The following is an 18,985-nucleotide window of genomic DNA, read 5'->3' as shown; positions in this document are numbered from 1 at the left end:
TCATTCGGCGTAGCCGAAGTTGAGAATCGGCTATCAGGAGGCTCGCTGACTATTGATCGAGTTTTTGTCGTGCGACGACGCAGCCGTGTAGCTTCTGGATTAGGCCGGGATCGTAAGCCACGCTAACGTGCGAACACTATACATCCTAATGATGGAGTATATATGGCTGTGCTCAAAATTTGCCCGGAGATGGATAGCAAATCAGAGACGAATACGGATGAGACGGATGTCGAACTCCTGGAGGGATCGTCATCCGAGAAGGACCCTAACCTGCGCAGCGCTGAAGTGACCAAGGGCGTCGAGCGTGCACCCCACCGCGCGATGTTCCGCGCGATGGGCTACGACGATGCGGATCTCTCCTCGCCGATGATCGGCATTGCGAACCCCGCGGCGGACGTCACGCCCTGTAACGTCCACCTCGACGACGTCGCCGAATCCGCGCGCGAGGGCATTGAGGACGCCGGCGGGATGCCGATCGAGTTCGGCACTGTCACCGTCAGCGACGCCATCTCGATGGGCACGGAGGGAATGAAGGCCTCGCTGATCTCGCGCGAGGTGATCGCGGATTCCGTCGAGCTCGTCTCTTTCGCCGAACGGATGGACGCCCTCGTCACCGTCGCTGGGTGCGACAAGAACCTCCCCGGCATGATGATGGCCGCCATCCGAACTGACCTCCCCAGTGTCTTCCTCTACGGCGGGTCAATCCTCCCCGGCCACCACGACGGCCGCGATCTCACGGCCCAGAGCGTCTTCGAGGGCGTTGGCACCTACGCTGCCGGCGACATGACCGAGGAGGAACTCTATGAGATGGAGCACGAGGCCTGCCCGGGCGCGGGCTCCTGCGGCGGGATGTTCACCGCCAACACGATGGCCTCGATCAGCGAGATACTCGGTCTCGCCCCCCTCGGGTCGGCGTCGCCGCCCGCCGAGGATGGAGAGCGCTATGAGGTCGCCCGCGAGGCTGGCGAGGTCGTTCTCGACGCCGTCGAGAATGACCGCCGGCCGAGCGACATCCTCACGAAAGAGTCCTTCGAGAACGCCATCACCCTCCTGACGGCGCTCGGCGGCTCCACGAACGGCGTCCTGCATGTCCTTGCACTCGCCGGCGAGGCTGGCATCGACCTCACGATCGACGAGTTCGACGAGATCAGCAAGCGCACGCCGAAGATTGCGAACCTCCAACCGGGCGGCACGCGCGTCATGAAGGACCTCCATGACGTCGGCGGTGTCCCCGTCGTCATCCGCCGCCTCTTGGAGGGCGGGTACCTCCACGGCGACACGATGACCGTCACCGGGAACACCATCGTTGAGGAGTTGGAGACGCTCAACCTGCCGGACGACGAGGACATCGACGTGAACTTCCTTGCAACGACCGAGGACCCGTTCCACGAGGAGGGCGCGATCAAGATCCTAACTGGGAACCTCGCGCCGGACGGCGCCGTCCTCAAGGAGACGGGCGAGGAGGGCTTCCACCACACCGGCCCCGCGCGCGTCTTCGAGCACGAGGAGGACGCGATGTCCTACGTGCAGGAGGGCCACATCGAGTCCGGCGACGTCATCGTCATCCGGAACGAGGGCCCGCAGGGCGGCCCCGGGATGCGCGAGATGCTCGGCGTCACCGCCGCCGTCGTTGGCCAGGGCCACGAGGACGACGTCGCCCTCCTCACCGACGGGCGCTTCAGTGGTGCGACCCGCGGCCCGATGGTCGGCCACGTCGCCCCCGAGTCCGTGGTCGGCGGACCGATCGCCGCCCTCGAAGACGGCGACACCGTCACCGTCGACATCCGCGAGCGCGAACTCTCCGTCGACCTCAGCGACGAAGAACTCGAAGCGCGCCTCGACGAGTACGAGCGTCCCGAGCTCCAGTACGAGGGCGGCTTCCTCCGTAAGTACGGCGACGCCTTCGACTCCGCTGCGAACGGCGCGGTGACGAATCCCGCCGTCAAGCGCGACAACTGAGCGAGCGTGCTTGCCCGTCAGGGCACGTTTCACCGAACGACGGAGCCAATCGGGAGTGCCCTCCCGTGTTTTTTTGGACCGAGCGGGGTGCAAAGCTCCCTCAAGAGAGAAAAGACGGAGGTATCTCCGGTGAGCGGCCGAAGCTGACGCATGAACTCCTGTTTTCGCATCAGGTAGAGGAAGTACGGGCCGCCGATGAGACCGGTGATGATTCCGACGGGGAGCTGGACGGGGTTCAGCGCGAGGCGCGCGCCCACGTCAGCGCCGACCAGTAATGCGGGGCCGACGAACAGACAGCCGACGAGGAGCCGTTTCGTGTCGCCGCCGACGACGTTCCGGACCATGTGGGGCACGATCAACCCGACGAAACTGACGAGGCCGGCGACGGCGATCGCGGCGGCCGTCGACAGGATCGCGATGCCGGCGACGAGAAAGCGGACTCGCTCGACGGACATCCCGAGCGATCGGGCGGTCTTCTCCCCCAGCAGGAGGATGTCGAGCTGTCGCGTGACGGCCAGTGCCAGCACGAGCGCGAGGATCGTAAACGGAAGCGCGATGCGGACCTGCTCCCAGTCGGTTCCCAGCAGCGACCCCGACAGCCACGTCTGGGCCGCCATCGCGATCCCCAGATCGGATGAAGAAGAACAGGGCGCGCTGGACGGAGCCGAACACGGAGCCGACGATGACGCCGGCGAGGACGAGCCGGATCGGGCTGGTCCCGTTCTTCCACGCGATGGCGTAGACGAGGAGGAAAGCGAAGGCTCCACCGGCGGCTGCGAGCATCGGGAGCCACGACACCAGTCCCGAGAACATCGTCAGGGTCAGCAAGACGACGAGTCCAGCGCCGTCGCTGATGTCGAGGATATAGGGGCTCGCGAGTTCGTTTCGAGTAACGATCTGGAAGATCGCACCCGAAATCGCGAGGTTCGCACCGACGAGGACCCCTACGAGGATTCGCGGCAGGCGGATGTTCCAGACGATGAGTTGCTGGGGTGTGAGCCAGTCCGGAATCTCGTCGCCCAGCATGAACGCGCGCCAGATGTCCACGTGAAAGATCACCTGTGGGTCGAATACGGTCCGCCACGCCTCGCTCATCGTCTCTGCTATCACGCACTTGTTTAGGCCGGCCTAAAGATTATCGTTCTCTCCGGAGACGGTCACGACACTCGAGGAATAGTCACCTTGAACACGGTCGTGGCCGTAGCCCCAATCATGAGTGAGAATACCACACAGAGTCTCGACGGCGTCGGCGTCTGGGGCGGTGGTATCACCGGCGGACTGATCGCCGGAATCGCCATGGGGCTGGTCCTCCACCTCGGCGGCAACCAGATCGAGTTACTGGGCGGACTCGCGGCCGAACCCGGGACGGCGGTCGACGTCGGCTGGACGATCCACCTGCTGATCAGTATCGCGTTCGGGTTGCTGTTCGCCGCCCTCGCTTCGCGGCGGGCGGTCCAGCAACTGGTGGACGAGTTCAGCGACTACGTCGTGCTGGGACTCGTCTTCGGTTCGGTCCTCGGGCTCTTCGCCGGCGGCGTCCTGTTCCCGCTGGCGATGGAGCGGGCCGGTGTCGCGGCGTTACCGCTGCCGTTCCTCCCGATCACGGGACCCGCGGCGGAACTGTTCAGCGCGCTCCTGTTCGGCCTCGGTCATCTCGTCTACGGACTGGTGTTGGGATCCATCTTCGCGACGGTCAACGGAGTGGCACCCGGTAGCGTGCGCGATTTCGCCGCGGTACGGTGACCGACAGTCGGCCCCAACGGGGACTGCATCGGGAACCGCTAGCACGGCGTCTCACGGAGTTCGAAGCCCTTATACTCGAGAGTTGGGAAGGGAGAGTAGACTCGCTGGTTCGCGCGGGCATCAGCGGGCACCTGTACGGCACCGCCGCCACAGGTCGGGATGTGATCCGCGGGGCACGTGCCCCGGTCGGGATTGAACCACGCAACGCCCGCGGGTGAATACAATGGCAGAAAGCTTCTATTCCCACATCAAGGACGCATGGAAGGACCCCGACGACGGCAAGCTCGGGGAACTGCAGTGGCAGCGAAAGCAGGAGTGGCGCGATCAGGGCGCGATCGAGCGGATCGATCGCCCGACGCGTCTCGACAAAGCGCGCGAACTCGGCTACAAGGCCAAGCAGGGCATCATCGTGACCCGGGTCTCGGTCCGGAAAGGGACCGCCCGGAAGCAGCGACACAAAGCCGGTCGACGCTCGAAGCGACAGGGCGTCAACCGCATCGGGCGACGCAAGAACATCCAGCGCATCGGTGAGGAGCGCGTCTCCCGAAAGTACCCCAACATGCGGGTGCTCAACAGTTACTGGGTCGGTGAAGACGGCTCGCAGAAGTGGTTCGAAGCGATCCTCGTCGATCCGAACCACCCCGCGATCGAGAACGACGACGATCTCAACTGGATCTGCGACGACGACCACACGAACCGCGCGTTCCGCGGTCTCACCAACGCCGGCAAGGCGAACCGCGGTCTGAACAACCGCGGCAAGGGCGCGGAGAAGGTCCGGCCGTCCAACAACGGCGATCGAGGCCGCGCGAAGTAACGCGGGTCGTCACTGCGACCGGTTTTCACGCCGATTTTTCTGCGCCGCGAGTCGTCGCTCGAGCAGCGATCTCCGACGAGCCGAACGGCCGCGACGCGCCATCGCCGAGACGGGCACTAAGTGTACGAGCGTCGTACCGTCCGTATGCCACGCTCCGAGGTCGCCACGTTCTCGGTCGACCGCGTCGAGATACTCGACGAAGACGGCCGCGTCGACGAGTCGCTCGAGCCCGATCTCGACGACGAGCGGCTGCTCGAGTGGTATCGAACGATGAAGCGGTCGCGGCGACTCGACCGGCGGATAATCGCGCTCCAGCGGCGGGGTGAGCTGGGAACGTTCGCGCCCGCGACGGGACAGGAGGCCGCACAGGTCGGCAGCACCGCGGCTCTCGAGGAGACCGACTGGACGGTGCCCGCGTTCCGCGAGCATCCCTCGGCGCTGGCTCGCGGCGGCTCCGCACAGGCGATCATCGAGTACGCGATGGGACTCGAGGAGGGCGGCGAGCCGCCCGATGACGTGCCGATCATGCCGCCGTCGATCGCCGTCGGAACTCAGCCGCTCCACGCCGCGGGGATCGGGTGGGCGGAGGCGATGAACGACACCGATTCGGTCGCGCTCACCTACTTCGGCGACGGGGCGACAAGCGAGGGCGAGGTCTACGAGGCGATGAATCTGGCGGGCGTCTACGAGGCCCAGACGGTCTTTTTCTGCCAGAACAACCAGTACGCGATCTCGACGCCGCTCTCGAAACAGACCCGGGCGGCGACCCTCGCCCAGAAAGCCATCGCCGCGGGCATCGAGCCGATTCAGGTCGACGGCAACGATATTCTCGGCGTCTACGCGGTCACGAAGGAGGCCAGAGAGCGCGCTCGCCGCGGCGTCCCGACGCTGATCGAGGCGACTACGTATCGACGGGAGATGCACACGACGGCGGACGATCCCTCCGTCTACCGCACCACCGAGGAAGAGGAAGAGTGGGAGCCGTTGGACCCGATCCTGCGGTTCGAGCGCTACCTCCGCGAGCACGGCGTCCTCGACGACGAGACGATCGACTCGATCGAAGCCGAGATCGAGACCGATCTCGAGGCGGCCCTCGAAGCGGCCCGGGAGACGGAGGCAAACGCCGACCCGGTCGACATGTTCGATACCGCGTACGCGGAGCGACCGCCCTACCTCGAGCGCCAACGCGAGGCGTTCGTCGCGGACGAGGGGGACACGGTCGCACCCGCGACGGGGAGTCAGCGCAGCGACGGCGGGTCCTCAGCCGCGGACGTGGGGAGCGGCGACGCGGACGGTTCCAGCAGCGCCGACGACCTCACCGACGCGGACCTCGAGAACGCCGAGCGGCTGAACATGGTCGAGGCGATCCGGGAGACCCTGCACGCCGAACTCGAGCGGGACGACGACGTGCTCGTCTACGGGCAGGACGTCGGCGTCGACGGCGGCGTCTTCCGAGCGACACAGGGGCTCATCGATGCCTTCCCGGGCCGGGTTCACGACGCGCCGGTCGCGGAAGCGGGCATCGTCGGCCTCGGCGTCGGCCTCTCGGCGGCGGGCTACCGGCCGGTCGCCGAGATCCAGTTCGCCGGGTTCACCTTTCAGGCGTTCGACCAGATCCACCAGCACCTCTCGCGGATGCGCAGCCGGTCCCGCGGCGAAATTACCTGTCCGATGGTCGTCCGGGCCCCCTACGGGCTCGGCGTGTCGGCCCTCGAGCACCACTCCGAGAGCTATGAGGCGGGCTACGCCCACATTCCCGGCCTGACGGTCGCGATCCCCTCGACGGCCCGGGACGCGGCCGGGCTGCTCCGATCGGCCGTTCGGAGCCCCGATCCGGTCCTCTTCCTCGAGCCGATGGCGCTCTATCGGGCGGCCCGGCGGCCGGTCCCCGAGGAGACGGTCGTTCCACTTGGCGAGGCGCGCGTAGTCGACTCGGGGACCGACGCCACCGTCGTCGCGTGGGGCGCGATGGTCCCCGAGGTCGAGGACGCGGTCGCCGATCTCGCAGCCGATATCGAGCTGATTGACCTGCGGACGATCAGCCCGATGGACACCGAGACCGTCCTCGAGTCGGTCCGGAAGACCGGCCGCTGCGTCGTCGTCCACGAGGCCCCGCGGACGGGCGGGTTCGCGGGCGAAATCGCGGCCCGAATCGCGGACGAGGCGGTCTGGTACCTCGAGGCACCGATCGAGCGGGTGACGGGGTACGACGTACCCGTTCCGCTCCCGGCCCGCGAGGACGCCTATCGGCCGGGTCCGGCTCGAATCGGGGCGGCGATCGAACGAGTGCTCGCCGCGTAGCTCCCGCCGCCTCGGACTCGGAGGTGGACTTATTCCGTCGGCCGGCGTACTGGGGCGTATGGCACGACACGTTCTCGTGGCGGTCGACGACTCGAAGCAGTCGACCGAGGCGCTCGAGTTCGCATGCACGGAGTATCCGGAGGCGACGATCACCGCGATTTACGTCCTCGATCCGGGCGACTTCTACGCGGTTAGCGGCGTCGAGGGGACCGCGATGGCCAACTACGACGAGATACAGGACCACCACGAGGAGCGGGCCGAGGCGGTCCTCGAGACGGCGCGCGAACAGGCGGCCGAACACGGCGTCGAGCTCGAGACGGAGCACGTCGTCGGCGGCGTCTCGCGATCGATCGTCGATTACGCAGCCGAGAACGGCGTCGACCACATCGTCGTCGGTAGCCACGGGCGGACGGGCGCGAGCCGGATCCTCCTCGGCAGCGTCGCGGAGACGGTCGCTCGCCGGTCGCCGGTACCGGTGACGATCGTTCGGTAGCCAACTCGTTGCTGGCGGCGACGCGGCCGCCGTTTCCCATCGCGATTACGCGGCCGCGGTTTTCGGACGGACAAACGGAGAACAGCGGTCGCTGTGCGGTCGAGTTGCGGGTCGTGGAAAACCGAACCGGAGCCGATCAGACCGAGACGGTCTGCCCTTCCCGTTCGCTCTCGGGCGGGCGGATGTCGAGATCGGCCTTCAGGGCCTCGATCGCCTCCTCGGGGTCGGTTTCGGAGTCGAAGACCCGATCGAATCCCATCTCCCGAAAGTACGCGCGCGTCTCGTCGAAGTCGTCCTGTCCGACAGCGAGGTTGCCGCCGATGTAGGTCGTGACCTCGAGGTCGGAGTCGGCGATCCGCTGGTGGAACCCCTCGCAGTCCTGTTTGGCGTGTCCGTAGAGCGACGAGACGAGTACAGCCTCGGCGTCGTTGGCGGACGCGGCTTCGACGAACTCCTCCTGGGAGCTCTGGACCCCCAGATTGACGACGTCGAATCCGGCTGCCTCCAGCGCCTGTTCGAGGATGGTGATCCCGACGACGTGTGCGTCGGACCCGATCACGCCGAGGATGACTGTCTCAGTCATGTGCGTACCACCACAAACCGCGGGGAGCTCCATAAACCTAATGATTAATAATGTGGTAGTGATTCACACGGTCTCCCTCCTGCGAATACGTGACGATTTTCGGCGTCCACAGCGGTCGCCGAACAGTCGTTTACTCTCGGAGGAAATCGTCGCTCGAGCGTTTCGCGAGAAGTAGAGACTCGAGTCGAGCGGCCAGCCGATCAGACGCTCGTGAGCGCGCCGACCGGCGCGTCGGTGCGGTCGCGGGCGCGTCGGATGCCGTCCTCGCCGGCCGCGATGAGGGCGAAGACGCCGGCGACGTCGGCCTCGGCGGTGTGAGCGATATCGAGGAGGAGTTCCTGGGTCTCGCCCGAGCGGATGAGGTCGTCGACGACGAGGACCGATTCGCCGGGCTCGATCGCGGAGGCCGGCAGGTAATAGGTGAGTTCGATCCCCGACTGCAGGCGCTGGCGGGCCTCGATGAACTCCTCGACGGCGGTCTCCTTGCTCTTTTTCGCGTAGGCACAGCGGACGCCGTAGTAGCTCGCGAGCGCGGCCGCGAGCGTGATGCCGTCCGTCGCGGCGGTGAGGACGACGTCCGGCCGGTCGAAGTCGAACCCGTTCGCCACCACCGGCGCGGCCAGGTCGAGGAAGGACTGGTCGAAGACCGTCGCGCTGTTGTCGACATAGCCCTCGTCGTCGACGCGAATCCGCGCCTCGAGTTCCTCGCTCAACGCCGCCCGGCCGAGGTCGTCGACGACCTCGCGGGCGCGCTCGGTCCCGGGCAGGACGTGCCCGTTGACGTACCGGTTGAGATCGCCGGCCGGAAGCCCCGTCGTCTCGGCGAGTTCGTCGTAGGTCCGCGTCTCCTTTAACATCCGCAACACGTCGACGGCTCGTAGCTGGAGGGCCGCCTTCTCGGCTCTGTTCATACTAGTATGCACGATTCCGCAACCATGGGTATTACGATCAGATTCGAATCGGGAATCAGCACGAACATGGCTTCCTCGTCGCTCGCCGTCAGCCGATGGGAGCGTCGCGCTCGCCGCTCGTCCCTTCCCGCCCGTAGCGGCGGACCAATCGCCGCATGACCCGCGCCTGTGCCTTCTGGAGGAGCGTCGCAGCCGTACTCGAGGCACACCCCAGCCGTTCGGCCACGGACTCGACGCCCGCCTCGCGGGGGACCTCGTAGTAACCGACGGCGACGGCGGCTTCGACCGCCTCGAGTTGGCGGTCGGTAAGGTCGCCAGTCAGTGGCGCGTGCCGGCGGTCGTACTCCCCGATCGCGCGAACGGTAACGTCGATCTCGTCGGGGAGCCCCTCGAGCATCGCCTGCAGGTCGTCGCCGGCGCCGACGATCGTCATGTAGAACGCGGCCTCGGAATCGTAGATCACGGGCGGCACGATGACGAGATCGAGCGCGGCGAACGATTCCCGCCAGCGGACGTCCTCCTCGCGAGTCTCCTGACAGATGTAGACGTAGAACGAGTCGTCGTCGATCGGCGTGAGATCGTACCAGCGGACCGAATCGACGGCCTCGATGGCCTCAACGTACACCTCGCGGTCGGCCTCGGCGTAGAACAGTTCGTACTCGCGGTCGCCTTCGGGGCCGAGGATATTCCACGCCCGCAGTTCCTCGTAGCGGACCGCGTCTCCCTCGCGGATGAACCGCTGCATGGGATGGAGCATCCTGTCGGGCTGGCGGAGCCGGACATCGAGGTACTTCATCGGCGGTGAGTCGATGACTGATCGGGCCGCATATAAATTCCCTAGTGTGTCCGCGAGAAGCGACAGATCGATCGCCGGCCGACGGTGACGTATGAGGACGCTCGATCCGTTCCGTCCGCCGATAGCTGATCCACGACACCCGCGGCCGCTCGAGTCGACGGCGGTGATGCATCGATGACCGATGCGCTGACGAGCGCCGTGTTCGCCGTGGGCGTCGGCCTCGCACTCGCGAACCTCACGGGAATCGTCGCCAGCGCATCGGGCCTGCTCGAGTACTGGCCACCGGGCGAACGGAATTGGACCTACTACGCCCACTGGGGGATCTCGCACTCGCTCAACGTCGTCGTGCTCGCGCTCACGTATCTCAGTTGGAACAGCCTCGGCCTGCCGCGGGGCCCGTCGCTGGCTGCGGGTGCCGTGCTGTTCGTGGCCGGCTACGCCGTCGCCATCGCGGCCGGGCTGGACCTCGGCGTCGAGGAAACGAAGGGACTTGCGGGCAACCTGCGAACCGGCGGCTGGTACCGCTACTCGCGGAATCCCCAGTACGTCGGCTACATCGTCGCGACGATCGGGTTCGCGCTGGTGGCGAACTCCGCGCCCGTGACCGTCGTCTGCGCGATCTACCTCGGCTGGTGGCTCTCGTTACCGCTCGCCGAGGAACCGTGGCTGCGCGAGCGGTACGGTGAGGAGTACGAGCGGTACGCCGAACGCGTGCCGCGGTTCGTCGGAGTACGCACGATTCGTGCGCTCGTCGATAGCCGATCCGAAACCAGCACATCGGAGACGACGTGACGACGCGCTACGCCTCGAGACGCTCTTCGAGGGCGGCGACCGCTTCGGGAAGTGCCGAGAACTGCGCACCGAGTACGACGTACTCCGCGTACACGTGGTTCAGCGTCGTCTTTCGTCCCCGTTCGATGGAACCTCGGACACGATTGTCAATGATTTCGAACCGGTCGTACCTGTCTGCGAGCAGGTCGCCGCCGATCGTCGGCTCGTCGGGATCGAACGGCGCGTCAGCCGCGCGCTCGAGCGTCGTTTCTCGAACGTCCCGGACGTCTCCAACCGATTCGAGCGCTCGGTGGGAACCGTCCGCGATTTGCTCGCGTATCGTCTCGAGGGCGCGGTAGCTGTATTCGAACGCGCAGGCGTTCCGGAGCGCCCTCGCCGTGTCACCGGACGCGGCTGCGTTGCGCGTCTGCTCGACCGGTCCGACGGTCCAGGTCAGTCCGTGGTAGAGCACGTCTTCGGCAACCGTCCCGGAAACGTCCGCGTCGACTACCGCCGCCGGGTCGGTCGATTCGTCCGGAACGGCAGCCGCGTCGATCGCTTCGAGTGACTGGTCGAGGGCCGCTTGGAATCGACCGTCGAACGATCGTTCGTCCCGTAAGCGGTCCTCGTGCCGCCGCTCGAGCGCCGTCAAGAATTCGATCGTCGCGGCCGCTCGCTCGGTGGCACCGCCGATCGCTCCGCTCTCGAGGACGTCGGTACTCTCGTCGCGAGGCTGCGTCTCGAGACGTCGGTTCGCGCTCGCCACTTCGGTTTCGAGCCGGGACGCAAGTACGAGTAGCCGCTGAGGCTCGTCACCGACGTACTCGAGTTCCGAACGACGGTTCGACAGTCGTTCTTGAACCTCGTCGCGCTCGGTTTCAACAGCATTCCGGGAACGGTCACCGGATACCACCTCGAAAGCGGTCGCCGCCTCTCCAGCAGAGCGACGTGCGGCGATACTGCGTCGCAGCCTGTGGAACCGACTCGGTAATTCCGTGAGTTCCTCGCGTCTGGTCTGTGCAATTTCCCGCGTTCGATCGATTTCCTTTCGGACGGTCTCGTTCGGTACATCGTCGGCCTCGAGCGGATCCGGGACGGCGTCAATCAACGTTTCGAGGCGGTCGACAGCACTGGCAATGGTCCCCTCGCCCGGCTGAACCGGTGCCGGCCGAGCGACGTTCGGTGCCTCCGTCGAGAGGATCGGTTCCAGTTCCTCGGCCTCGAATCGGCGCGGCTCGTCCGACTCGAGGAACTCGAGGTCGAGACAGCCAGCCGTCGCGCCGAGTGCTCCCACGCCGATCGAGCCGAGCAGTGTCCGTCGCTTGCGGTACGTTCGGTTCCTCATCATTCGTCACCGTCGCCGACGGTAGCAGTGTCACGGCTACTGGCATCGAGGTTCCTCGCGTCGAACAGTTCCCGTCGCGAGGGATGGAGGGCAGACATACCTGCAGTTGCGGGTGGTCTGACAAATACGTTATCCCGTTCGTTGACAGAAACGACGGGAACGCCGCAGTTGGAACTGCTCGCTCCCTCAGTCCTGCAGGAAGTCCGGCTGCGTGCGCTGTTCCTCGATTTCGGTCTCGAGGTGCTGTTTGAAGTCCTCGATTTCGACGTCGTACTCCTGATCCTCGAAGCGGTCTCGGACCGAGATGTTGCCGTCCTCCTCCTCGTTGTCCCCAACGATGATCTGGTACGGCACGCGGTCGTCGTGGGCCGCGCGGATCTTTCGCTCCAAGGTGGAGTCGCGGCCATCGACCTCGACGCGGAAGTCGTCGAACTCGTTCGCGACGCGGTGGGCGTAGCCGAGGTTGTCGTCGGAGATGGGCAGTACGCGGACCTGTTCGGGCGCGAGCCACAGCGGGAACCGACCCTCGTAGTGCTCGATGAGCATCATGAAGAACCGCTCGTAGCTGCCGTAGAGCGCGCGGTGAATCATGACCGGCCGGTGTTCCTCGTTGTCCTCGCCGACGTAGTTCAGGTCGAACCGCTCGGGCATGTTGAAGTCGAGTTGGACCGTCGGGCCGTCCCACGAGCGGCCGATGGCGTCCTCGAACGCGAAGTCGATCTTCGGCCCGTAGAACGCGCCGTCGCCCTCCTCGACCTCGTAGTCGTGGGCGCGGTTCTCGAGGACGTTCTCGAGTTGCTCCTCGGCGCGGTCCCAGATTTCGTCGGAGCCGACCGACTTCTCGGGCCGGGTGGCGAGCGCCATCTCGTACTCGAGGTCGAACGTCTCGAGGACATCGGTGATCATGTCCATGATCTCCTCGACCTCCTGTCTGATCTGGTCGGGCCGGATGAACAGGTGGCCGTCGTCGATCGTAAAGGCCCAGACCCGCGAGAGTCCGGAGAGTTCGCCCCGCTGTTCCTTTCGATACACTTTGCCGTTCTCGGCGTACCGGATCGGCAGGTCCCGATAGCTCCACGAGTGGTCCTGGAAGATGGCGGCGTGGCCGGGACAGTTCATCGGCTTCAGGCCGAACTCGTCGTCGCCGACGTCGAAGATGAACATGTCGTCCTGATAGTTCTCGTAGTGGCCCGACCGGTGCCAGAGGTCCGTCTTGAAGACGTGGGGCGTCTCGACGTAGTCGTAGCCCGCGTCCTCGTTGAGGTCTTTGACGAACGCCTCGAGTTCCGAGAGGACGGTCTTCCCGGCGGGGTGATAGAGCGGCAGCCCCGGCCCGGTCACGTCCTGAATCGAGAAGAGGTCCATCTCGTTGCCGATCCGCCGGTGGTCGCGCTTCTCGGCTTCCTGCTTGCGTTCGAGGAAGTCCTCGAGATCGCTCTCGTCTTCGAATGCCGTCCCGTAGATCCGGGTCTGCATCGTGTTCTCCTCGTCGCCGCGCCAGTAGGCCCCCGCGATCTCGAGCAGTTCGATCGCGCCGATTTCGCCCGTCGAGTCGACGTGCGGGCCGGCACAGAGGTCCTCCCACTCGCCTTGCGTGTAGAATGTGACGGTGTCTGCTTCCTCGGCGAACTCGGAGAGTAGTTCGAGCTTGTACGGCTCGTCGGCCAGTCGCTCTTCGGCCTCGTCGATCGAGACGACCTCGCGCTCGATGTCGTAGTCCGCCTCGATGATCGCCTCCATCTCGTCCTCGAGGTCGGCGAGGTCCTCCTCGTCGACATCGAGGTTGTCGAAGTCGTAGTAGAAGCCCTCGTCCGTCGGCGGGCCGATCGCGAGTTTGACCTCCTCGGCGTCGAACAGCCGTTCGACCGCCTGTGCGAGACAGTGGGCCGCCGAATGACGCATGACCTCGAGGTACTCCTCGCTGCCGTCGGTGATGATCTCGAGTTCGGCGCCGTCGTAGACCGGCTGCTCCTTGGCGACGAGGTCGCCGTCGAGTTTGCCGGCGACCGTGTCGCTCCCGAGGCCCGGCCCGATCTCGTAGGCGCAGTCTTCGATCGTCGCGTCGGCGTCGACTTCGAGTTCGGATCCGTCGGGCAGTACGACCGTTAGCTGCTCCTGTGAGTCTGATTCTGACATGGCTGTGGATGTGGTGAAAATCCGGTGGCGTGTCCGCGCCGTCCCGCACACTGGTCGACCGCCGTCGACACAACACACGGTAGGTGGGAATTAGAAACGGGCAAACGCCCCTGTAAAGCGGACACCTACCATCGTGGCTACGGGTACTCTCGAGCGGAATAAAAGCATTGTGATGGGGATCGGACGGTGGGGGGTCGCCCCTTCGTTCGAACGAGGGAGTCCCCGGAGCGGGGGTTACTGGCTCTCGAGCAGATCGCTCGCGGTCACCAGCGACTCCATCTCGACGCCGGCGTCCTCGACGTTCTCGCGGCCGCCCTCCTCGCGGTCGACGACGACGAGCGCGCGCTCGACGGTCGCGCCGGCCTCCCGGAGCGCCTCGACGGCCTCGACCAGACTCGTCCCCGTCGTCACGATGTCCTCGACGACGACGACCTCCTCGCCGTCCTCGAGTCGCCCCTCGATCAGGTTCCCGGTGCCGTACTCCTTGCGCTGTTTGCGCGCGATGACGTAGGGGACGCCGGCCGCGACGCTCGTCGCGGCGGCAAGCGGCACTCCGCCCAGCGCGACGCCGCCGAGTTTGTCGTCGTCCGCGAGGCGGTCGGCGAAGGCCTCCGAGATGGCCTCGAGACAGTCCGGATCGGTCTCGAAGAGGTACTTGTCGACGTAGTACTCGCTGGTACCGCCGTGGGAGAGTTCGAACTCGCCGAACTGGACGGCGTCGGCGTCTCGGAGGGCATCGATGAGTGCCTGATTCGTCATTGTTCGAGAGAGCGCACTGCACCGAAATAAGCGGTGTGGAACGGGATTGGCGGCCCGAGCGGGACACGACGGACGCAATTGGAGGCCTGCTGAGTCGGTGTCTCCGTCGTCAGCGGTCGACGTGATAGTACTCTCGTGAAAAAGCACAATCATTATGCTAATTTATTCTAATTCCAGAGTGATGGATATAGATCGGCGAACCGTGGTCATTGGAGTTATCGTCCTCGTCGCGCTTCTTAGCGCAGGAACACTCGTTCTCTACACACCGACGGCCGCGACGGGGACGACCCCGACGACGCCCACCGAACTCAATGGGTCGTACTCCGTCTCGGAGCGGGTTCTCGTCGACGGCGAGCGATTCCTCGAACGGGAGTCGATAGTCGACGATGAGACGGGTGAACAGCGGCTCGTTCTCGCGTTCGAAGACATCTCCTACGATCACTACTGGACGGGCGACGGCGAGCAGTACACGAAGATCACGGCGAAAAGCGACGACCGACTCGCCGAGGTGCTCGCGGAGTCGTCGAACGAGGTCGTCCTGAAAGCCGACGACGAACCGAGCGCGATCGTCGCTGCATCCGGCGATGACCTCGCAGACGACAGCCCGGCACACTACACGTTTCCGGACAGGCTGATCCACTCCCAGCTCAAGGCACCTGGATACGAGCGAACCAACACCCGGACCGTCGACGGTCGGGAGGTTTCCGTGTACGAACCCCAAACCGGCTGGACAAAACTGACAAGAGACGAAGCCGAAGACGACACGTTCTACGTTGCCGACGCCGACGGCGAGTTACATGCCGGCCCAGACGGACAAGTGCGTCACGCGAACGTCACGCTCGAGCGAATCGACGCCGCCACGTGGGGCGAGTACCTGCTCGAGCGCGGCGATCCGTTGACGGCGACAGTCGAGTACGACGTCACGGAGTCGGCAAATCAAGTGGCTCCGGCGTGGATGGAAGACGTTCGGTAGGCGGACTAATAGGAGTTCGACGGGACGGATACGTCACGTGACTGTAACCCAGTGATCAGTCACCCGGCTGGTTACCACGGCTCGTTCTTCAGTCCGAGTTTGTACGCGATCATGTTCGTCGTCACGTGGAGGATCGGCGTCAGGACCACGACGACGAGGATGACCTCGAGCGTGAACCAGTTCCGGAACCACCCGAATTCGAGCAGGGCGACCAGCGGGAGCGAGACGACGACGAAGTCCAGTTGGTCGAGGCCGGGGAACATCGCGCCGCGCTGGCGGCCGGTCCGGCGCTTGAGGAAGGACGCGAGGATGTCGCCGAGCATCGCGCCGCCGGCGAGTCCGAGTGCGGCGAGCGGGGTAAACTCCGGGACGGCGAACCCGAGCGCGTCGCCGACGCCGTCGGCGAGGACCGTCAGCACCGCCGCGAGGGCCAGACCCGCAGTGATTCCCATCGCCGTACCGCGCCACGTCTTGCCGTCGCCGAGGACGCGCTTCGCTCCCCACGTCCGACCACCGTCGATCGGCCGGCCGCCGCCGGCCAGCACCGCGGCGTTGTTCGGAACGTAGGCGGGCAACATCGCCCAGAACGCGATCACGATAGTCTCGAGTACTGCCATATTCGCCGGGACGAACCCGCGTGTCTTAACCGGCGGTGGTTCGGTCGGAGCGATATCGCGGCGCTCGAGCCGGGTCGCAACGACCCGGCAGACGGACGCTGACGGCCGTTCTCGAGACAGTGGCAGTTAGTGTATACAATATCTGTATTCAATATACACGAAAAGTTTTTAGCACTCCTGATCGATGCTCGTCGTAGACGCCCTGTTACCATGCCACGAGAGCATATCTTCGACGAGGCCGAGTACGAGCGGCGGGTCGCTCGGACGAAAGAGCGGCTGCGCGAGGAAGACCTCGACGCGATCATCGTTGCCGATCCGGCGAACATGAACTATCTGACGGGGTACGACGGCTGGTCGTTCTACGTCCATCAGGCTGTTGTGGTCACGCCCGATCGGGACGAACCCGTCTGGATCGGCCGCGACATGGACGGCGGCGGCGCGCGGGCGACGACCCACCTCGGCGACGACAGCATCCGCGCCTACAGCGACGACCACGTCCACTCGCCCCACGACCTCCACCCGATGGACTACGTGGCGGGCGTCCTCGAGGAACTCGAGGTCGCGGACGGCCGGATCGGCCTCGAGATGGACGCCGCCTACTTCACCGCGAAGTCCTACACGCGCCTCCAGCAGAACCTCCCCGAGGCCGAGTTCGAGGACGCGACGCTGCTGGTCGGCTGGGTTCGGATCAAGAAGTCCGAGCGGGAACTCGAGTACATGCGCGAGGCCGCTCGGATCTCCGAGAACGCGATGCGGGCGGGCCTCGACGTCATCGAGGAGGGGGTTCCGGAGTACGAGGCCGCGGCCGCGATCTACGAGCAGTTGATCACCGGCACCGAGGAGTACGGCGGCGACTACCCCTCGATCGTCCCGCTGATGCCCTCGGGCGACCACACCGGCACGCCGCATCTCACGTGGACCGACCGGGAGTTCGAGGACGGCGATCCGGTCATCATCGAACTTTCGGGCTGCCGGCACCGGTATCACTCCCCGCTGGCCCGCACGACGTTCGTCGGCGACCCGCCCGCGGAACTCGAGGAGACCGCCGACATCGTCGTCGAGGGACTCGAGGCGGCGCTCGACGCCGCCGAGCCCGGCGTGACCTGCGAGTCGGTCGAGGAGGCGTGGCGCGAGACCATCGCCCAGTACGGCCTCGAGAAGGAGGACCGGATCGGCTACTCGATGGGACTGGGCTACCCGCCGGACTGGGGCGAGCACACCGCGAGCATCCGGCCCGGCGACGAGACTGTCCTCGAGGAGGACATGACGTTCCACATGATTCCGGGCATCTGGACGGACGAGATCGGCATGGAGATCAGCGAGACGTTCCACGTGACGAGCGACGGCACGGAGACGCTCGCCGATTTCCCGCGAGAGCTTTTCACAACGTAGCGCGACCCATACCGTCCATGGAACGCCAACCATACTACTGCCTTCGACACAACACTCATACTGATGACTACCTCATCACCCGCGACGGAAAGCGAATCAGCGGACGAACTCGATTCGGCGCTCGTCACCGCTCGCCGGCAGTTAGAGCGGGCCGCGACCCACGTCGATGTCGATCCCGGGGTCGTCGAGCGGCTGAAGCACCCGACGCGAGTCCAACAGGTATCGGTTCCCCTCGAGCGCGAGGACGGTAACGTCGAGGTCTTTACAGGGTACCGAGCCCAGCACGACGACGTTCGCGGCCCGTATAAGGGCGGCCTGCGCTACCACCCCGAAGTGTCCGCCGAGGAGTGTACCGGGCTCTCGATGTGGATGACCTGGAAGTGCGCCGTGATGGATCTGCCCTTCGGCGGCGGGAAAGGCGGTATCGCCGTCGATCCGAAGGAGCTGAACGAGGACGAAACCGAACGGCTCACCCGTCGCTTCGCGGAGGAACTGCGCGACGCGGTCGGCCCGACGAAAGACGTCGCCGCACCGGACATGGGCACCGACGCCCAGACGATGGCGTGGTTCATGGACGCCTACTCGATGCAACAGGGCGAGACGATCCCCGGCGTCGTCACCGGCAAACCGCCGGTCATCGGCGGCTCCTACGGTCGCGAGGAGGCCCCCGGCCGGTCGACCGCGATCGTCACGCGGGAGGCGGTCCAGTACTACGATCGCGAACTCTCCGAGACGACCGTCGCCGTCCAGGGCTTCGGCAGCGTCGGCGCGAACGCCGCCCGCCTCCTCGAGGAGTGGGGTGCAACCGTCGTCGCCGTCTCGGACGTCAACGGCGCGATCTACGACCCAGAGGGGATCGACGTCGAGGAGATTCCCTCCCACGACGAGGAGCCCGAAGCGGTCACCCGCTTCGCGACCGAGATCGCCGACGCGGACAGCGTCCGGCGACTCTCGAACGAGGCCCTCCTCGAGCTAGACGTGGACGTCCTGATTCCGGCCGCGGTCGGCAACGTCATCACGGCGGACAACGCCGACGCCATCGCGGCCGACATCGTCGTCGAGGGCGCGAACGGTCCGACCACCTTCGCCGCCGATACCATCCTCGAGGAACGAGACGTGCAGGTGATTCCGGACATCCTCGCGAACGCGGGCGGTGTCACGGTCTCGTACTTCGAGTGGCTCCAGGACATCAACCGCCGCCAGTGGTCCCTCGAGCGCGTCAACGAGGAACTCGAGGAACACATGCTCGAAGCGTGGGACGACGTCCGGGCCGAGGTCGACGCCGAAGGGCTGACGTGGCGCGACGCGGCCTACGTAGTGGCGCTGTCCCGGATCGCGGAGGCCAAGGAGACCCGCGGGCTCTGGCCCTGATTGATCCCGGCCGCCAGCGGT

At 65.7% G+C, this 18,985-nt stretch carries 16 protein-coding genes and 1 pseudogene; 9 read left to right on the top strand and 8 right to left on the bottom strand.

From position 1 onward, the window contains the following. Positions 1-189 precede the first annotated feature (189 nt). Positions 190-1,959, top strand: a complete 1,770-nt coding sequence (ilvD, locus tag FEJ81_RS04105) for a dihydroxy-acid dehydratase (protein WP_138244081.1) — start codon at positions 190-192, stop codon at positions 1,957-1,959. Positions 1,960-2,099: 140 nt separating this feature from the next. Here the strand turns inward: ilvD and FEJ81_RS04100 are convergent. Beyond that, positions 2,100-3,057 (bottom strand): annotated as a pseudogene (locus FEJ81_RS04100) (FecCD family ABC transporter permease); the annotation flags it as partial. Positions 3,058-3,171: 114 nt separating this feature from the next. Between FEJ81_RS04100 and FEJ81_RS04095 the strand changes: the two are divergent. From FEJ81_RS04095 to FEJ81_RS04080, 4 genes are all read left to right on the top strand, one after another. Beyond that, on the top strand, positions 3,172-3,702 hold the full coding sequence (locus FEJ81_RS04095) for a hypothetical protein (RefSeq protein ID WP_138244080.1): 531 nt from the start codon (positions 3,172-3,174) through the stop codon (positions 3,700-3,702). A 223-nt stretch (positions 3,703-3,925) separates the two neighbouring features. After that, the gene (locus FEJ81_RS04090; protein ID WP_138244079.1) at positions 3,926-4,516 is read left to right on the top strand and encodes a 50S ribosomal protein L15e; all 591 of its coding nucleotides are present in this window, start codon (positions 3,926-3,928) and stop codon (positions 4,514-4,516) included. Between the two features lie 144 nt (positions 4,517-4,660). After that, positions 4,661-6,817: a pyruvate dehydrogenase (acetyl-transferring) E1 component subunit alpha gene (gene pdhA, locus FEJ81_RS24370; protein WP_138244078.1), complete on the top strand. Its 2,157-nt coding sequence runs from the start codon at positions 4,661-4,663 to the stop codon at positions 6,815-6,817. 58 nt (positions 6,818-6,875) lie between these two features. After that, entirely contained in the window at positions 6,876-7,310 is a 435-nt protein-coding gene (locus FEJ81_RS04080; RefSeq protein ID WP_138244077.1) for a universal stress protein, read from the top strand. Positions 7,311-7,446: 136 nt separating this feature from the next. Here FEJ81_RS04080 and glmS read toward each other — a convergent pair whose 3' ends face one another. The 3 genes from glmS to FEJ81_RS04065 all read right to left on the bottom strand — a co-directional run bounded on the left by glmS (position 7,447) and on the right by FEJ81_RS04065 (position 9,600). Continuing rightward, entirely contained in the window at positions 7,447-7,893 is a 447-nt protein-coding gene (gene glmS / locus FEJ81_RS04075) for a methylaspartate mutase subunit S (protein ID WP_138244076.1), read from the bottom strand. A 200-nt stretch (positions 7,894-8,093) separates the two neighbouring features. Further along, entirely contained in the window at positions 8,094-8,804 is a 711-nt protein-coding gene (locus tag FEJ81_RS04070) for a phosphoribosyltransferase family protein (RefSeq protein WP_138244075.1), read from the bottom strand. Positions 8,805-8,892: 88 nt separating this feature from the next. Next, positions 8,893-9,600 (bottom strand): helix-turn-helix domain-containing protein, encoded by a 708-nt coding sequence (locus tag FEJ81_RS04065; RefSeq protein WP_138244074.1) that lies wholly within the window; start codon positions 9,598-9,600, stop codon positions 8,893-8,895. 174 nt (positions 9,601-9,774) lie between these two features. On the opposite strand from FEJ81_RS04065, the gene FEJ81_RS04060 reads away from it, so the two are divergent. After that, entirely contained in the window at positions 9,775-10,392 is a 618-nt protein-coding gene (locus FEJ81_RS04060) for a methyltransferase family protein (protein ID WP_138244073.1), read from the top strand. Between the two features lie 7 nt (positions 10,393-10,399). Here FEJ81_RS04060 and FEJ81_RS04055 read toward each other — a convergent pair whose 3' ends face one another. From FEJ81_RS04055 to pyrE, 3 genes are all read right to left on the bottom strand, one after another. Beyond that, positions 10,400-11,716 carry a hypothetical protein gene (locus FEJ81_RS04055; protein ID WP_229504755.1) on the bottom strand — a complete coding sequence of 439 codons (1,317 nt, stop codon included), beginning with the start codon at positions 11,714-11,716 and terminating at the stop codon, positions 10,400-10,402. A gap of 186 nt (positions 11,717-11,902) precedes the next feature. Continuing rightward, positions 11,903-13,852, bottom strand: coding sequence for a threonine--tRNA ligase (gene thrS / locus FEJ81_RS04050; RefSeq protein ID WP_138244071.1), 1,950 nt, complete (start codon positions 13,850-13,852; stop codon positions 11,903-11,905). A 234-nt stretch (positions 13,853-14,086) separates the two neighbouring features. Continuing rightward, on the bottom strand, positions 14,087-14,611 hold the full coding sequence (pyrE, locus tag FEJ81_RS04045; RefSeq protein ID WP_138244070.1) for an orotate phosphoribosyltransferase: 525 nt from the start codon (positions 14,609-14,611) through the stop codon (positions 14,087-14,089). A 181-nt stretch (positions 14,612-14,792) separates the two neighbouring features. Between pyrE and FEJ81_RS04040 the strand changes: the two genes are divergently transcribed. Beyond that, positions 14,793-15,584, top strand: a complete 792-nt coding sequence (locus FEJ81_RS04040; protein WP_138244069.1) for a hypothetical protein — start codon at positions 14,793-14,795, stop codon at positions 15,582-15,584. A 71-nt stretch (positions 15,585-15,655) separates the two neighbouring features. Here FEJ81_RS04040 and FEJ81_RS04035 read toward each other — a convergent pair whose 3' ends face one another. Then, complete coding sequence (locus FEJ81_RS04035) at positions 15,656-16,201, bottom strand: CDP-2,3-bis-(O-geranylgeranyl)-sn-glycerol synthase (RefSeq protein WP_138244068.1); 546 nt, start codon at positions 16,199-16,201, stop codon at positions 15,656-15,658. A 210-nt stretch (positions 16,202-16,411) separates the two neighbouring features. Between FEJ81_RS04035 and FEJ81_RS04030 the strand changes: the two genes are divergently transcribed. Together FEJ81_RS04030 and gdhB are read left to right on the top strand one after the other, a co-directional pair. After that, complete coding sequence (locus FEJ81_RS04030) at positions 16,412-17,593, top strand: M24 family metallopeptidase (RefSeq protein WP_138244067.1); 1,182 nt, start codon at positions 16,412-16,414, stop codon at positions 17,591-17,593. Positions 17,594-17,656: 63 nt separating this feature from the next. Then, positions 17,657-18,964 carry a glutamate dehydrogenase GdhB gene (gdhB, locus tag FEJ81_RS04025; RefSeq protein WP_138244066.1) on the top strand — a complete coding sequence of 436 codons (1,308 nt, stop codon included), beginning with the start codon at positions 17,657-17,659 and terminating at the stop codon, positions 18,962-18,964. Positions 18,965-18,985 lie beyond the last annotated feature (21 nt).

Origin of the sequence: Natrinema versiforme, from assembly GCF_005576615.1 — an archaeon.
GTDB classification, from domain to species: domain Archaea; phylum Halobacteriota; class Halobacteria; order Halobacteriales; family Natrialbaceae; genus Natrinema; species Natrinema versiforme_A.
The sequence above is the reverse complement of the archived record's forward strand: the minus strand, read 5'-3'. Positions and strand labels throughout refer to the sequence as shown.

Coding starts and splice junctions, on each gene's coding strand:
- FEJ81_RS04080 (WP_138244077.1), top strand. CDS start 6,876: ATGGCACGACACGTTCTCGTGGCGGTCGACGACTCGAAGCAGTCGACC.
- pdhA (WP_138244078.1), top strand. CDS start 4,661: ATGCCACGCTCCGAGGTCGCCACGTTCTCGGTCGACCGCGTCGAGATA.
- FEJ81_RS04030 (WP_138244067.1), top strand. CDS start 16,412: ATGCCACGAGAGCATATCTTCGACGAGGCCGAGTACGAGCGGCGGGTC.
- FEJ81_RS04070 (WP_138244075.1), bottom strand. CDS start 8,804: ATGAACAGAGCCGAGAAGGCGGCCCTCCAGCTACGAGCCGTCGACGTG.
- FEJ81_RS04060 (WP_138244073.1), top strand. CDS start 9,775: ATGACCGATGCGCTGACGAGCGCCGTGTTCGCCGTGGGCGTCGGCCTC.
- FEJ81_RS04095 (WP_138244080.1), top strand. CDS start 3,172: ATGAGTGAGAATACCACACAGAGTCTCGACGGCGTCGGCGTCTGGGGC.
- thrS (WP_138244071.1), bottom strand. CDS start 13,852: ATGTCAGAATCAGACTCACAGGAGCAGCTAACGGTCGTACTGCCCGAC.
- gdhB (WP_138244066.1), top strand. CDS start 17,657: ATGACTACCTCATCACCCGCGACGGAAAGCGAATCAGCGGACGAACTC.
- ilvD (WP_138244081.1), top strand. CDS start 190: ATGGATAGCAAATCAGAGACGAATACGGATGAGACGGATGTCGAACTC.
- pyrE (WP_138244070.1), bottom strand. CDS start 14,611: ATGACGAATCAGGCACTCATCGATGCCCTCCGAGACGCCGACGCCGTC.
- FEJ81_RS04055 (WP_229504755.1), bottom strand. CDS start 11,716: ATGAGGAACCGAACGTACCGCAAGCGACGGACACTGCTCGGCTCGATC.
- glmS (WP_138244076.1), bottom strand. CDS start 7,893: ATGACTGAGACAGTCATCCTCGGCGTGATCGGGTCCGACGCACACGTC.
- FEJ81_RS04090 (WP_138244079.1), top strand. CDS start 3,926: ATGGCAGAAAGCTTCTATTCCCACATCAAGGACGCATGGAAGGACCCC.
- FEJ81_RS04040 (WP_138244069.1), top strand. CDS start 14,793: ATGGATATAGATCGGCGAACCGTGGTCATTGGAGTTATCGTCCTCGTC.
- FEJ81_RS04065 (WP_138244074.1), bottom strand. CDS start 9,600: ATGAAGTACCTCGATGTCCGGCTCCGCCAGCCCGACAGGATGCTCCAT.
- FEJ81_RS04035 (WP_138244068.1), bottom strand. CDS start 16,201: ATGGCAGTACTCGAGACTATCGTGATCGCGTTCTGGGCGATGTTGCCC.